General features: G+C 38.0%; 13 protein-coding genes. All 13 read left to right on the top strand.

Features of this window, described 5'->3' with window-relative positions; genetic code table 11:
* Positions 1-8 precede the first annotated feature (8 nt).
* The 13 genes from ACA086_RS06045 to ACA086_RS05985 all read left to right on the top strand — a co-directional run bounded on the left by ACA086_RS06045 (position 9) and on the right by ACA086_RS05985 (position 13,944).
* The gene (locus ACA086_RS06045; RefSeq protein ID WP_371002444.1) at positions 9-3,293 is read left to right on the top strand and encodes a PDZ domain-containing protein; all 3,285 of its coding nucleotides are present in this window, start codon (positions 9-11) and stop codon (positions 3,291-3,293) included.
* Positions 3,294-3,386: 93 nt separating this feature from the next.
* On the top strand, positions 3,387-4,091 hold the full coding sequence (locus ACA086_RS06040) for a peroxiredoxin family protein (RefSeq protein WP_371002443.1): 705 nt from the start codon (positions 3,387-3,389) through the stop codon (positions 4,089-4,091).
* Positions 4,092-4,323: 232 nt separating this feature from the next.
* On the top strand, positions 4,324-5,361 hold the full coding sequence (locus tag ACA086_RS06035) for a DUF6090 family protein (protein WP_371002442.1): 1,038 nt from the start codon (positions 4,324-4,326) through the stop codon (positions 5,359-5,361).
* 238 nt (positions 5,362-5,599) lie between these two features.
* Entirely contained in the window at positions 5,600-6,571 is a 972-nt protein-coding gene (locus ACA086_RS06030; protein ID WP_371002441.1) for a hypothetical protein, read from the top strand.
* A gap of 281 nt (positions 6,572-6,852) precedes the next feature.
* Positions 6,853-7,551, top strand: a complete 699-nt coding sequence (locus ACA086_RS06025) for a DUF6090 family protein (protein WP_371002440.1) — start codon at positions 6,853-6,855, stop codon at positions 7,549-7,551.
* A gap of 147 nt (positions 7,552-7,698) precedes the next feature.
* Positions 7,699-8,475, top strand: a complete 777-nt coding sequence (locus tag ACA086_RS06020) for a CPBP family intramembrane glutamic endopeptidase (protein WP_371002439.1) — start codon at positions 7,699-7,701, stop codon at positions 8,473-8,475.
* Positions 8,476-8,689: 214 nt separating this feature from the next.
* Entirely contained in the window at positions 8,690-9,223 is a 534-nt protein-coding gene (locus ACA086_RS06015) for a dihydrofolate reductase family protein (RefSeq protein WP_371002438.1), read from the top strand.
* 244 nt (positions 9,224-9,467) lie between these two features.
* Positions 9,468-10,061: a hypothetical protein gene (locus ACA086_RS06010; protein ID WP_371002437.1), complete on the top strand. Its 594-nt coding sequence runs from the start codon at positions 9,468-9,470 to the stop codon at positions 10,059-10,061.
* Positions 10,062-10,256: 195 nt separating this feature from the next.
* Positions 10,257-10,523 carry a hypothetical protein gene (locus ACA086_RS06005; RefSeq protein WP_371002436.1) on the top strand — a complete coding sequence of 89 codons (267 nt, stop codon included), beginning with the start codon at positions 10,257-10,259 and terminating at the stop codon, positions 10,521-10,523.
* A 225-nt stretch (positions 10,524-10,748) separates the two neighbouring features.
* A complete protein-coding gene (locus ACA086_RS06000) occupies positions 10,749-11,180 on the top strand; it encodes a hypothetical protein (RefSeq protein ID WP_371002435.1) in 432 nt (143 codons plus the stop codon).
* Between the two features lie 106 nt (positions 11,181-11,286).
* Positions 11,287-12,297 carry an alpha/beta fold hydrolase gene (locus ACA086_RS05995; RefSeq protein WP_371002434.1) on the top strand — a complete coding sequence of 337 codons (1,011 nt, stop codon included), beginning with the start codon at positions 11,287-11,289 and terminating at the stop codon, positions 12,295-12,297.
* Between the two features lie 79 nt (positions 12,298-12,376).
* Complete coding sequence (locus tag ACA086_RS05990) at positions 12,377-12,745, top strand: YrdB family protein (RefSeq protein WP_371002433.1); 369 nt, start codon at positions 12,377-12,379, stop codon at positions 12,743-12,745.
* Between the two features lie 302 nt (positions 12,746-13,047).
* Positions 13,048-13,944 (top strand): GNAT family N-acetyltransferase, encoded by an 897-nt coding sequence (locus ACA086_RS05985; RefSeq protein ID WP_371002432.1) that lies wholly within the window; start codon positions 13,048-13,050, stop codon positions 13,942-13,944.
* Positions 13,945-14,137 lie beyond the last annotated feature (193 nt).

Genomic DNA, 14,137 nt, shown 5'->3' with positions numbered 1-14,137 from the left:
TATATCTTATGAAATTCCACATCTCTCTACTCTTCGTTTTGTTCAGTTTAAGTTCATTCGGTCAGATCAATGCTAAACTGATGCGATATGTGGATGTATCTGAAACGCAGATATGCTTCGTCTATGGTGGCGATATCTGGGTGGTCGACAAAAATGGAGGTACTGCAACACAGCTTACCAATTCGCCAGGAGAGGAATCCTATCCAAAATTCTCTCCAGACGGTAAGGAAATTGCGTTTACGGCAAGATACCGTGGGAATCCGGATGTGTACGTTATGCCTACCACAGGGGGGGTGCCCGTTCGTCTGACCTATGGATCTCATAATGATCGGATGGTAGAGTGGCATCCTTCTGGGGACAAAATCCTGTTTGCCTCCCGAAGGGAGACCGGGATTCCATCCGGCCGAGTAAACCAACTATTCCTGATTCCAAAAACAGGCGGCATGCCTGAGAGATTACCCATCCCGTACGGTGAGATCGCCACCTATTCAGCAGATGGAACGCAACTGGCCTACATTACCAAAATCACCGAGACCTACCCCTTTAAAAGGTATCGCGGAGGGCTCACTTCTGAGGTAATCTTATTTGATTTGGAAACCAACACCGCAAAAAACATAACCAACAATGAAGCTAATGATGGTAAGCCTGCATGGGGTGGGGATAAGATCTATTTCCTTTCCGATCGTGCGGATGACTTTCGATTGAACATCTGGAGCTACGACGTCAGCTCAGAATCACTTAGGCAAGTGACACAGTTCAAGGAATTTGACATCACCTATTTATCTGCGGGTCCCGATGACCTGGTATTCGAAGTAGGTGGTGCACTCCATCTCATGAACCTGGCGACTGAGGATTCGAAGCGGATAGAGGTAAATGTGGTCAGTGATCTGACCCTGGAAATGACCAGGCGACTGGAGGTAGATAATCAAATACGAGGCATGACCGCTTCTCCCGGAGCTAGCCGTATTGTATTTGAGGCACGAGGTGAATTGTTTAATGTCCCTGTAAAAGAAGGATTTGTAAAGAATATCACTGGTTCTTCCGGGGCATTTGACCATAGTCCAACCTGGTCTCCCAATGGCGATCATGTCGCGTATTGGAGTGATAAATCGGGCGAGTATGAGATCTATGTCCAATCCATACGTACGGAACAAGCGGCCAGAAAACTTACCTCTCGAGGTAAGGGATTCGGATACACCCTTTATTGGTCGCCGGACAGCAAAAAGCTGGCATTTATTGACGAGAAAAATGATATCAGCATTGTCGATGTAGCTTCAGGAGCCGTTGAAGTAGCTGATAATTACGAATGGAATTACGGTCACGGAGGCCGTTACAGATATCCAATAAGCTGGTCGCATGATTCCAAGTTCCTCGCCTACTCCATCGGCATGGAAAATGGCAATGAAGCTGTTTTCATCTATGACCTGAATGCTAAACAAGCAAGGCAAGTTACCAGTGGCTTTTACAATGACAGCAATCCGACGTTCGGTACAGAGGGCAAGTACCTGTTCTTCCTTACCGACAGAAATTTTAGTGCAGTATATAGCGACATGCAAGATGGTACCTGGATCTATCCTAACGCCACACAACTTGCTGCCATAAGCTTGAGCGAGGAATTTCCCTACCTGCTACAAGCAAAGAATGATGAATTAAAGGCCGCAGATAAGGACGAACCAGAAGAAAATAAAGACAAGAAAAAGGGAAAAAAGGAAAACACAAAGCAGGAGGCTCCAAAGCTCATCAAAGTAGATTGGAATGGATTGGAGAGCCGGTTGGTGCTCCTCCCTGCTGAACCTGGCAACCTGAATAACCTGATGGCCTTTGATGGGAAGGTGGTGTACCGTCGTTTTCCTAATTCCGGCTCAGGTGGAGGTGATCCTGAATTATTCTTCTATGACCTGAAAGAGCGGGAAGAAAAGTCAATCATGGCCAAAATAAATGCAGTTGTCAAGACCGCTGATGGAGAATCATTATTAGTGCGAAGTGGCCCAAAATTCGGAGTTATTAAGCCCGAGCCCGATCAAAAAATCAAAGATGCCATCCCAACCGGTGGATTGGTAATGGAACTGAACCCCAGAGAAGAATGGCGTCAGATCTTCCAGGATACCTGGAGAAGACACAGAGACTTCTTTTATGACGAAAATATGCAGCAAGTAGATTGGAATGCTCTCCGTATCCAATATGGTGCGTTGATCGAGGATGCCAGATCACGTTGGGATGTTAGTTTTCTCCAGTCCAACCTTGTCGCCGAATTGAGCGCAGGGCATACCTACACATTTGGAGGAGATAATCAGCCCGTAGAAAACGTCAGCACCGGGTATCTGGGCATTGACTGGGACATGGATGCCAAAGGCTATAAGATTAAGCGAATCGTCAAACCTGCAGACTGGGATGCTGAAAACAGATCTCCTTTCGATCGTCCGGGAGTAGGCGTTTCAGCCGGTGACTACATTCATTCGGTGAATGGGATGTATCTTCCTCTGGACAAGGAACCGTATGCTGCTTTTGAAGGGCTCAATGGTAAAACAGTCGTATTGAAGGTCAGTAAGACAGGCAATGCAGGTGATGCAAAAGACGTTGTGATCACCTGCCTGACAGCCCAGCAGGAAGGAAATATTCGATACCTTGATTGGATTGAACAGAACCGGTTACGAGTCGAAGAGCTCTCTGAGGGCAAATTGGGATACGTGTACATGACCAACACGGCAGGCAGAGGACAGCTCGATCTGGTGAAGATGTACTATGGCCAGCTAGACAAAGAGGGATTCATCATTGATGAGCGTTTTAATGGAGGTGGGCAACTCGCTGACCGGTTTTTGGAGCTGATGACACGACCTGTTATTTACAACCTATATTGGCGCCACGGCAAATCCCATACGTTCCCAACAAAAGCTAATACCGGACCGATGGGCATGTTGATCAATGGATGGGCAGGATCTGGGGGCGATGGACTCCCCTGGGCGTTCAGAGAGCTGGATGCAGGTCCTATTGTTGGAGAGAGAACCATTGGAATTCTGGTAGGTCCAGCGACCGGCCATCAACTTATTGACGGTGGAGGGATCACCGTCCCTGGTGCACGATTGTACTTCAATAATGGTAGCTGGTTCGATGAAGGGGTCGGAGTACGGCCTGACATTGTTGTATGGGACGATCCTAACTTATTAATGCAAGGGCGAGATCCGCAGATGGAGAAAGTGGTGGACGAGGTGCTGAAGTTGTTGGAGAACAGTACCAGAGCTACCCAACCTCCTGCCAAAGATGATCGTACCGCAGAAGGTCTAAACAAAAATTAGAGCACTTTTATTAGGGTTAACAGTATTCAACATGGTATAAGAGGCATTAAAACGTCACTTATACTCACCGTTGGCGCAAATAATTTAAGTTTAATGAAACTATTCAACATCCTTCTAATATTGACAATAGGAATTTCCTCTCTTTCCTATTCTCAACAAAAACAAGTGTCTGTTAGTTATTCTGTTACAAAAGAAGCCAGAGTTTTAGATACTGATTTGATTTACAATAAAACTACTGGAGAAAAAATTTCAGAAAAAGAGTTTCGCAAATTAGTTAAACTCAATCCTCGACTTAATCTTGAGAGGTTATACGATGCAAGGGGTAATATCATTCGTTATATCTATGACCCAAATAATCAGAATGTCCCGCAACGCAGATACCCATATTCTGTGGCTCCTAAAGGAAAACCCTATCCAAACTTCATATTAAACACAACGAATGAGGAACAAATAGAATTGGAAAAACTAAAAGGAAAATTGGTTATTGTCAGATTTGAACTCTTTTCAAGTGGTTTGCGATTTAAACAAAATGAAGTAGAAGATCTAGATCAAAAAATCAACGCTCTTGACAATCAGGAGGAAATTGAATCCATCATAATATTCGGGGTAGGAAAGGAAGAAGTTGAAAAAGGGTTTTCTTTAGCAAATACTAATTTTAAATTAGTTTCTGATGGTGAAATATTCTTCGATAAATATCAGATTGACCGTTTTCCGATGACGGCATTAATTGATAAAGAAGGAAACCTAATTGATTACTTCAAGTATTCTGAAGACATTGATTTTAAGAACCACTTTTAGATAATATTACTAACGCCAATAACGACTATAACCTACCTGCCCCGATAGTATTGCGCCATCGGGCACGCGGTAGTTAGGTTCCAAGTGGAGAGGTTTCCATTATAGGAATTGGAATTTGGAATTTGTATTTTGGAATTTCCCGACCGTACTGCAATCACACTTGTCTGCCGTACCGGTGGTAGCTGGGTAGGTGGAGCCGGGAACGTTGGCCTTCATTAAACGAAATTGAGAAATGTTTAGATTTTTTAGATCCATTAGAAATAGATTGATTTCTAAAAATAAAATCGGCCGTTATCTCATTTATGCCATCGGTGAGATAATATTAATTGTAATTGGGATATTGATTGCTCTTGGTATTAACAATCATAATTCTAAGAAAAAAAATGAGCTGGCCTCGATTAGCACACTTCTAGAAATTCAAAACAATTTATTGGACGATTTATATCAATGTGAGACAATGGCCAATAATTACCTGGTTGTAAGAGCTTCAAAAGAGAAAATTCTAGATTTTGAAAATCCCATATCTCTTAGTGACTTGACGAATGGAAATATAAGAAGGATCGGAAATTATTATGATTATTTGAGTATTAATAAAAATGGATTTGAGAATTTTGAAAACCAAATAGATTATTTACCATCAAAGTTTAAACCGTTACTTAAAGACTTAAGATTTTTATATGTTCGCATAAATACAAGTAATATATTCTATAGTGATCGCCTCCTCAGGACTGTAGAAACTCATCGTAATTTTTTGACCGAACAAAACTGGGGTGTGTACGAATTAAAAAATTCCAAAATATCAGATGAAGAAGTAGATTACTTTTTAAATGACGACAGATTCAAAAGCTACATCATCAAGTATGAAGTAGATCGATTTAATGTTTTTATGTCAAGTCAATCTTATCGATTATACGCCATCGATGTATTTAATAAAATTTCTAGAATATTAAATAATAAAGACGAAGGTATCCCTGATAATCTTCTTGGATCAAGCAACTCAAATGAATTAAAGCAATTTCTGGGTTCTTATCAAGAATCCAATAGTGACATAGTCGAAAAATTTTATATTAAAAATAATCTTTTATATAGCGACCTTTTAGATAGCAACGGCATTCACTTAGAGTCAAAAATACATCGAAAAATTAATGACAGTTTATATGCCCATAGAAAGCACCTGTACTCAGAAATTTGGAGATTTGTAAAGACCGAAAAAGATCAATTTAAGATTGTCTTTATCCACAATAATAAGGAGTTACTCAGGATTGATTGATTTAGTATGAGTAACTATAAAGACCACCATCGGCTATAATCCTGCTCGGCTTTTTCACTACCCTGAAATTTCCTACATTTAAATAAAACAAGGAACTGGCTTTAATAGGGCAGAGGCCATAGCCTGCCAAAGGCAGGTAAGCTCGCCAACATCATACTTGTCTGCCGTACCGGCAGTAGCTGGGTAGGTAGAGCTAAGGCCGTTGGCAATCATAACCATTAACCAAATGCATAACATTATGAAAACTTTCAAAAACTATATTGCAAAAGCTACTTTGACAGGAATATTTATTATCGTTTCAGCTACAATTTTATTCATACAGTCCTGTAAAAGTGATAAAAAAGAAACCGAACATAAAACTGTTGTTGAAGAAAAAGATAATGCTATAGAAATTATAACAAGGAATATGGATTTTCAAATGTCTGATACTATTTCCTCTGGATGGAATACCTTTCGTTATAAGAATCTATCACCTCAAACACACTTTTTTCTCATAGATAAGTATCCAGAAGGAAAGACTTCAGAAGATGCAGAAAAACTAGTTGCCCCAGTATTTGATAGTGCCATGAAACTAATTATGGAAGGAAAAACTGAAGAAGGATATGCTGAGTTTGCAAAACTTCCTGAATGGTTTGGCGAAGTTGTGTTTGTTGGTGGATCAGGTCTACTCTCACCAAATCAAATAGGAGTAACGACACTTTATTTAAAGCCTGGAAATTACATCGTTGAATGCTATGTAAAAATGAGCAATGGCATGTTTCATACTTCTATGGGTATGACAAAAGATATCATAGTAACAGGAACTGATTCCGGAAACAATGAACCAACTGCAGACATTGATATTAATATTTCGAGTACAGATGGAATTGTATTTAATGATTCCATTAGTTCGGGTAAGCACACCTTTTCAGTAAAATATATAGATCAGATTGTACATGAAAATTTTGTCGGACACGATATTAATCTTGTTAAGCTAGATGAAAATGCCAATCTTGAAGAGTTGGAAAATTGGATGAATTGGGCAGATCCGAAAGGATTAATTGAACCAGCACCTAATGCTGTTACTTTTATTGGTGGTGTTAATGATATGCCTGCTGGAAACAAAGGTTATTTTACAGCTGAAATTGAACCAGGAAAATATGTCCTAATTTCGGAAGTGCCAAATGCTTCAAGTAAAAACATGCTAAAAACATTTGTAGTATCTGAATAGCTTTTTTAGAAGGTTTTATTGCCAACAAAGTGTTTAAATAATTGCTTGGAGTGTTTAAAGAGTGCCACGAAAGTTCTGCCGAATTTCCACGGTGGATTTACTCTTTTGCTATCTTAGATGCTATAAGCAACTAACCATACACCAACCGTTAGTCTAATTATTCCATCGTTAGCCTGCTTGTGCCTCCGCTAAAGCTTCGGCGACACGCGGACGCCTAAGTAGTTTGGCTACGAAGGCCGAAAAGCTTCGGAATAGAAACTATGACCAATTAATACTCCGTGATGAAAATATTTCGAAAAATAAGACAACAACTGCTCTCTAAAAACAAAGTTAGTAAGTACCTGCTATATGCTATTGGAGAAATCACACTTGTTGTTATTGGGATCCTTATAGCCTTAAGTATAAATAATAAAAATGACGAAATCTCTAAAAGAAATGCGGAGAAAAATTTCTATCGTAATATAAAACAACAATTATTAGATGATGTAGACAATATAAAGTCCCAGATAGTATACAATTCTACCTATACCGAACAATTCAGACACGGAATTAAACTTATTGAATTGAATGACAGAAGCAAGAAGGATAGTTTGGGTAAAATAGCCGTAAATCTGACAAACTATTCCGATTTCGACCGACAGGGAAATATTTACGAAACAATGGTAAATAGTGGAGATATAAAACTGTTGCAGAATAATGAAATAATTGAAAGACTTAGACGGTTAGAAGAAACATATATTTATGCAAACAGAATGGAAACTATTCATTTTGATGTAGTTATTTCTATTGTACCGGAACTAATGAGATCGATTCGACTATATTCTAATGAAGTTGAAAATGTGGAATATCTGTATGGATATAAATTTCAGAATCTATTTGTTATATCTCTTCGAATAATGAATGAAAAAGACGCGGTTTATAACAGAGCGCTTGATGAAATAGACGGGGTAGTTGAATTAATTGAAAATGAATTGAAATAATAAAGGCTAATAACGTGTATAATTAATTGTTGCGAAATTTCCTCACCGGAAATTCACTTGCATGAATTAATTTATCAATACTACGGTAAGTCGCAACTGTTTTCTGGCAACTAATCATACACAAACGGTTATAGCCAATTATAAATTATGAGACCAACAGAACAAACAGAAATCATCTTATATTCGACAATTGCAATAGTTCTAAGCTCATTAATCTGTTTCATCTCTTATGAAATAGGAGACTCCAATATTTCCATCTTATCTGTTTTCACACCATCAATACTTGCTCTGATTTTTACTGCAATTTCTAAAGGAAAAAAAGGGGTTTATGAATTATTTATTAAACAAACAATTCGAAAAATTAACTTCAAATGGTTACTTCTCTCGATAGTTGCAATTCCTCTTATTGCTTCTTTAGCGGTGCTTACGTCCTTAAATTTTGATCTTTCTAAATTCAGCTTAAGAACCACTCAACTACTTCCACAGTTTGTCGTTATCATCCTTATTGCACTTGGAGAGGAATATGGTTGGAGAGGATTTTTACTTCCTAAATTGATAAAAAAATTCAACCTACTTTATTCAAGTATCATACTTGGTTTGATATGGGGATTCTGGCATTTACCTGCATACTTTATTGGAACCGGAGTTCCTTTACAAATGAATTTCATGGTCTTTTTATTGTGGGTTATTGTAGGAACACTATTTATAAGTTGGATTTACTATTATACAAAAAGTGTGCTGACCTCAATTCTGGCACATATAAGTGCTAATGCTGCTTTTAACTACTTGCTAATATTACCAGAGTTTACAGGAAGTATAAATACATTTTTGTTTTTTATGCTCTATATGGCGATAATGATGACAATTGTCTTCTATGTTAGGAGAGAGGATTTAATAAAAGGCTATAACAATGGCTATAAGTAATCCACCAAAGGCCTGCCTGCCCTGATAGCATTGCGCTATCGGGCACGCGGAAGACAGGTTCCACTTGGAACGACCTCCATTATAGGATTTGGGATTTGGAATTTGTATTTTGGAATTTCCGGGCCGTGCCGCAAATATACTTGTTTGCCGTACCGGCGGTAGCTGCTCAGGTAGAGCCAAGGCCACTGTGGCTAATACAAAATGACGGAAAATAATGACAAGAATAATATACTATGTAGCAAGTTCAATTGATGGGTTCATTGCAGGTCAAAATGACGACATAAGCGACTTTGCAGCAGGTGGGAAAGGGGTCGACAAATACTTAGCTGACCTGCTAAAATTCAAGACTGTGATTATGGGTCGCAGAACCTATGAATTTGGCTATCAATATGGACTTGAACCGGGACAGCCTGCCTATCCTCATATGGAACATTTCATTTTTTCCGATTCATTGAAAATTGAAAAATTGGCTGAATCAGTACATATTGAAAAGAAATCAATAGATAGAATTAAGGAAATAAAAGAATCAGCTCAGTCGGACATTTATTTATGTGGCGGGGGAGAATTCGCTGGGTGGCTTTTAGACAACGGACTTATTGACCAACTGAAATTGAAATTAAATCCAATTATTCTCGGAAACGGAATTCGACTTTTTAGCAACTCAAAAACTAAGGCCAAATGGAACTTAAAAGAAACTGAATCATTTGAAGATGGACTAAAAATCCTGACATATGACATTGAAAAGTAAAGTTCTGGCCACGACAAAATTTATAATAAATAGATAACTAAAAAGTCAGTGCTTCTATTCCGCCTAAGCTCTGCCTTCACTACATTTGTGCAAGGTGGACAAGTACGAACTTTTAAACCCGTACTGCGCATAACCAAAACCTTAGAGTTTATTAGAAAAAAAGAGGTCTGATAATTAAATCTTTAGCTACGGTTGCAAATTTCTATTCGACTCATATAATTGGCTTTAGGCAAAAAAAAATAACATGAAAAATCGGTTTATTATACTATTTGTTTTGGTACTACTTAGCGCCTGTAATGACAGAACTGAATCCGGTATAACTCAACAACCAACTCTGGCTGATTATACGGTTGGTGAGAAATGGGTATGGAAATACAAGGGCGTAACCACGAATGGAGAAGTACGCTCAGATGGAAAAGATACTAGAGAAATAGTCGATATTGACGGCGTTTTAGGTATGACTATCGGAAAAGATACCATCCCCCTTACCGAAATTGTTAAACCAGAAGAAAGCAAAACGCCTAAGTACGACTGGCCTCTGAAAGTGGGTAAAAAGTGGAAATATGAAAATAATTGGACAAGTCAGGATGGAACAACGGGAAACCAAAGTCAAGATGCCGAAGTACTATCATACAAAAAAGAAACGGTAGAAGCCGGCACATTTATGGCTTACACGATTGAATACACTGGTAAAACCACTAATTCCAGGGGGTATAGCGCAGATGAAACGGAGGTTTGGTTGTATGCGCCAGCTGTAAAAAACTTTATAAAACTCACTCAGAATCAAGGAGATTTTTTATACGTTGAGGAATTAATCGAATATTCAAAACCAGATTAAATCAAAATATTCTAAAAACTGAATAAAAAACTAATACTAACAAACAAGGGGTATAAACAATAGCGATTTGAGTGTATACTTAAAACGTTTTTTCATTGAATCAAATTACATTGTTACTGGGTAAGTAAGTGCGTGAAAATCCACTACTGCTCATACACATAACCGCTGGCAACAAGCTGTACAAATTGAAACTACATGAAGAATAATGAACTTAAAGGTAAAACGATAAAACAACTACATTCAAATTTAAGCGCCATTAAAGTTATTACGATAGCTTTAGTAATTGTTTTATCGCTTTTGAAGGTGATATCAATTTATGGTTATGTGACCAAAGAGAATAAATCGACATTTATAGCAACTTTCTCCGTTGCTATTGCGTTATGCGGAGTTCTTCCGTTGCAGTTTATGTCAATGAAAAAAATTAAAAACGAACTGAAATACAGAGAGGATGCTAACGAATAGTATCATATTCTGAATTTTTTAGCTTTGTATAAAAAGAACAACATCCATAAACCTGATTAAGCCAGTTGCTTACATTGGCTATAGTTCAGCGCTGCTTTCTCACTAATTTGAAATTTCCTACATTTAATTAGAACAAGGAATCAGTTTAAATAGGGGTGAGACCGGGCCTGACAAAGCAAGGCAGGCGAACCGAATCATGGCTGGTACCTTTAGCAACAAGCTGAAATGAAGGACATTTTAGAATTAGCAAGAATTCAGATTGGACTCATTACTGCGTTTATACTACTTAAATTAATCAGACCTTCTGTACTGCAAAGTAATTCTCCAGAATGGATGAAAATCACCTTACTTTCGGCACCAAATTTCTTCGAAGCAGTTATCGGGATCTTGATTTTAACAGGAATCGGTCTTTACTTTAATTTAAAAGTACCGACTGATAAATGGCGAATTAAGCGGAATTTATTATATATAATGGCACTCGTGGTAGGAGGAATTTATGTTATAACGCAAGAATTGAAGATCCACAATTTTGGCGGCAATAATGTTTTTGATAAGAATGACGTAATTTTTTCTGTTATCGGACTTGTAGTCGGGTTTCTGATTGTTATCATTAAGAAACCTCAAATATATCCAAATACTAAAGATGAAATTATATGAAGCCAGTTGCTAATAACGGCTATAATCAACCTGCCGGGCTCCCTGCTTTGGGTGGGCAGACCTGGATCATTGTCGGGGCCGATAGCGATATATAAATACATGACTTATGAGGAACTTACTTTTATCCATAATTGCATTTTCTCTTTTAGTAAATAGTGGATGCAGAAATATTTCAAGCAATAAAGAGGCCCCAGTAATCCAAAGTGAAGAACAGTATTTAAACCTGGGTGGTGTTGAACAATATATTGAGATATATAAAAGTGCTGATAATAATCCGGTGTTGTTGTTAGTACACGGTGGACCTGCATGGCCACAAACACCTCAATTCAGATACCTGCATAAGGAGATTGCAAATAAATTTACGGTTGTTTTATGGGAGCAAAGAGGGGCTGGTAAATCATATTTAAAAAATAAAACACCGGGAAACATTTCCTTAGACCAGATTATTGATGATGGTCAGGAACTTATAAAAATTATTAAAGATAAACTCAATGTTGAAAAGATCTACCTGGCAGGATATTCGTGGGGAAGTATTGTAGGCCTGAAGATGGTGGAAGAGAATCCTGCCGACTTCTACGCTTATATTGGGATTGCTCAACTGATCAATAAAAAAAGAGGAATGGAAATCTCAAAGGACTGGCTTAGAGAGAATGACACCATTCATAAAGATATTGACGCCATAGCAGTTCTTGATAGCCTGGATAATAATCTTATACCAGATAATCAGGAAGCCGGTATGAAACTATACCAGCTAGTTTATAAATATGGGGGAGCAGTATATAATCAAGAGGCTGGAATAGAAGTTGAAAAGGCACAAAACCATTACGATGATTATAAGAACTATGATTGGTACGGTGTGTATAGGTATTCATCGCAATTTTTAGCGGATGATTTATTTTCAACAGATTTTCGGTCCTTAAAGAAACTCAGGGTTCCGGTCTATTTAATTCTGGGCAGACATGATTGGAATGTTCCATCAGTCCTTGCCCTTGAATGGTATGAAAACCTCGATGCCCCGGAGAAGAAAATCATCTGGATGGAAAATACCGCACATGGGACGCTAGACGAAGATCCTGATGATTTTAAAAGAATAATGCTTGAAATGATACTACCATAGTATTAAAAAACGGGTTTTAAATGTACATTTTGAAGCTCTATACACACCATATTTAAACCGCAGTATATACTATTGATAAATGGGAACGCATCCTCTTAACTTAGCTTTGAGATTTGTTCTGGAAATGTGTGCATTAATTTCAGTAGGATTATACGGATGGAATTTAACTGGTGAATGGTTCAGCAATATATTAGCCTTTTTATTTCCAACAATACTTGCGATAATTTGGGGTGTATTTGCTGTGCCAAATGACCCCAGTCGATCTGGAAAAGCACCAATACCGATTTCCGGAATTATAAGACTTGTATTAGAAATTGGAATATTTGCCATCGCGATCTGGGCCTTATATTGTATGGGATTTTCAAAGTTATGTCTTGTTTTTAGTGTTGTTGTAGTAATCCATTATGTCTTATCTTATGATAGAATTAGATGGTTAGCGTCTCAATAATACTAAACACATCATCGGCTATTAGACAATACTTTGGCTAGCGCCTCATAAATCCCAGGTAACACCTCGTGCACAGAAGCACTTTAAAAAGTGTGAAGGTGCAAGCACTAAGTGCAAAATTCCAAGCACCAAGCACCAAGCACCAAACCTGCCTGCCTGCAGGCAGGTTCCAAGTGTATAGATTTCCATTATAGGAATTGGGATTTGGAATTTGTATTTTGGAGATTGCCGGCTGTGCGAGCTTAAAGCCGAGACCTTTACGCATAATTAGAGGAAGATTTAGAGAATTAGATTAAAAATTGATGGAGTCTATAAAACTCAATAATACTACTTATGTATTTGCCAGAAATTTTAAACACAACCAAAAAATAAGAACAAGCTTCAATAGATTGACAGAATCCGTCTTTGGCTTCAGTTTAGAAAATTGGTACCATGATGGCTTCTGGGGCGACTATTATATTCCCTATACCCTGCTACATGATAACAAGGTTGTATCAAATGTTTCAATTAATAAGATTGAATTTGATATGGAAGGTAAGAGAAAAACGGGCATTCAAATCGGAACGGTAATGACGGACGAAAAATACCGGAATAGAGGACTTAACAAATACTTGATGGAAAGGGTAATACGTGAATGGCAAGATCAGACTGATTTTGTTTATCTCTTCGCTAATGACAGTGTGCTTGATTTTTATCCCAAGTTCAATTTCAAGGTAGTAGAGGAATATCAATACTCGAAAACAATAGATACGCACAGCGCTTCATCAACCTGGAAAAAACTGAACATGGAAGACCCTGCTGATGTCGCTTTTTTAATAGGAAGAATTAAGGACTCAACTCCTATAGCAAAGATATCTATGCGTAACAATGCTTCATTGATCATGTTTTACTGCAATTCTTATAAGAAAAATAGCATTTTTTATATTAAAAAACTTGATGCAATTGTCATCGCCGACTTTAAAGGTGACACCCTCTATCTGGATGATATCTTTTCAAAAAGTCCGATAAAGATCAATAGCGTGATTCAAAGCATATCTGATAAAAGTATTCTGAATGTAATTTTGGGATTTACACCTTTGGATGATACCGGGTTTGAGAAACAATTAATAAAGAGTTCAGATACGCTTTTTTTGCTAAAGGATAAGTTTGAATTTTTCGCAAATAAACACTGGATGTTTCCGGTTTTATCTCGTGCTTAAAAATTTGTTCCATAAAATTCAGGCAATTATTATGCACACCAGCGTAAAAAATTAATCGTTGGTGCAAGCCAACTTACGAATCCCGATAGCTACCGAATCTCTCGGATTTTCTACTTGCTTGGCCCGATAGTATTGTGCTATCGGGCACGCGGAAGGCAGGTTCCAATTAGTGAGATTTCCATTATAGGAATTA

Source organism: Muriicola sp. E247 (genome assembly GCF_041358175.1).
Lineage (GTDB): Bacteria > Bacteroidota > Bacteroidia > Flavobacteriales > Flavobacteriaceae > Muriicola.
The sequence above is the reverse complement of the archived record's forward strand: the minus strand, read 5'-3'. Positions and strand labels throughout refer to the sequence as shown.

Bases quoted from the DNA above. Each gene is read 5' to 3' on its own strand.
- ACA086_RS06045 (WP_371002444.1), top strand. From the start codon at position 9: ATGAAATTCCACATCTCTCTACTCTTCGTTTTGTTCAGTTTAAGTTCA.
- ACA086_RS06040 (WP_371002443.1), top strand. From the start codon at position 3,387: ATGAAACTATTCAACATCCTTCTAATATTGACAATAGGAATTTCCTCT.
- ACA086_RS06035 (WP_371002442.1), top strand. From the start codon at position 4,324: ATGTTTAGATTTTTTAGATCCATTAGAAATAGATTGATTTCTAAAAAT.
- ACA086_RS06030 (WP_371002441.1), top strand. From the start codon at position 5,600: ATGAAAACTTTCAAAAACTATATTGCAAAAGCTACTTTGACAGGAATA.
- ACA086_RS06025 (WP_371002440.1), top strand. From the start codon at position 6,853: ATGAAAATATTTCGAAAAATAAGACAACAACTGCTCTCTAAAAACAAA.
- ACA086_RS06020 (WP_371002439.1), top strand. From the start codon at position 7,699: ATGAGACCAACAGAACAAACAGAAATCATCTTATATTCGACAATTGCA.
- ACA086_RS06015 (WP_371002438.1), top strand. From the start codon at position 8,690: ATGACAAGAATAATATACTATGTAGCAAGTTCAATTGATGGGTTCATT.
- ACA086_RS06010 (WP_371002437.1), top strand. From the start codon at position 9,468: ATGAAAAATCGGTTTATTATACTATTTGTTTTGGTACTACTTAGCGCC.
- ACA086_RS06005 (WP_371002436.1), top strand. From the start codon at position 10,257: ATGAAGAATAATGAACTTAAAGGTAAAACGATAAAACAACTACATTCA.
- ACA086_RS06000 (WP_371002435.1), top strand. From the start codon at position 10,749: ATGAAGGACATTTTAGAATTAGCAAGAATTCAGATTGGACTCATTACT.
- ACA086_RS05995 (WP_371002434.1), top strand. From the start codon at position 11,287: ATGAGGAACTTACTTTTATCCATAATTGCATTTTCTCTTTTAGTAAAT.
- ACA086_RS05990 (WP_371002433.1), top strand. From the start codon at position 12,377: ATGGGAACGCATCCTCTTAACTTAGCTTTGAGATTTGTTCTGGAAATG.
- ACA086_RS05985 (WP_371002432.1), top strand. From the start codon at position 13,048: ATGGAGTCTATAAAACTCAATAATACTACTTATGTATTTGCCAGAAAT.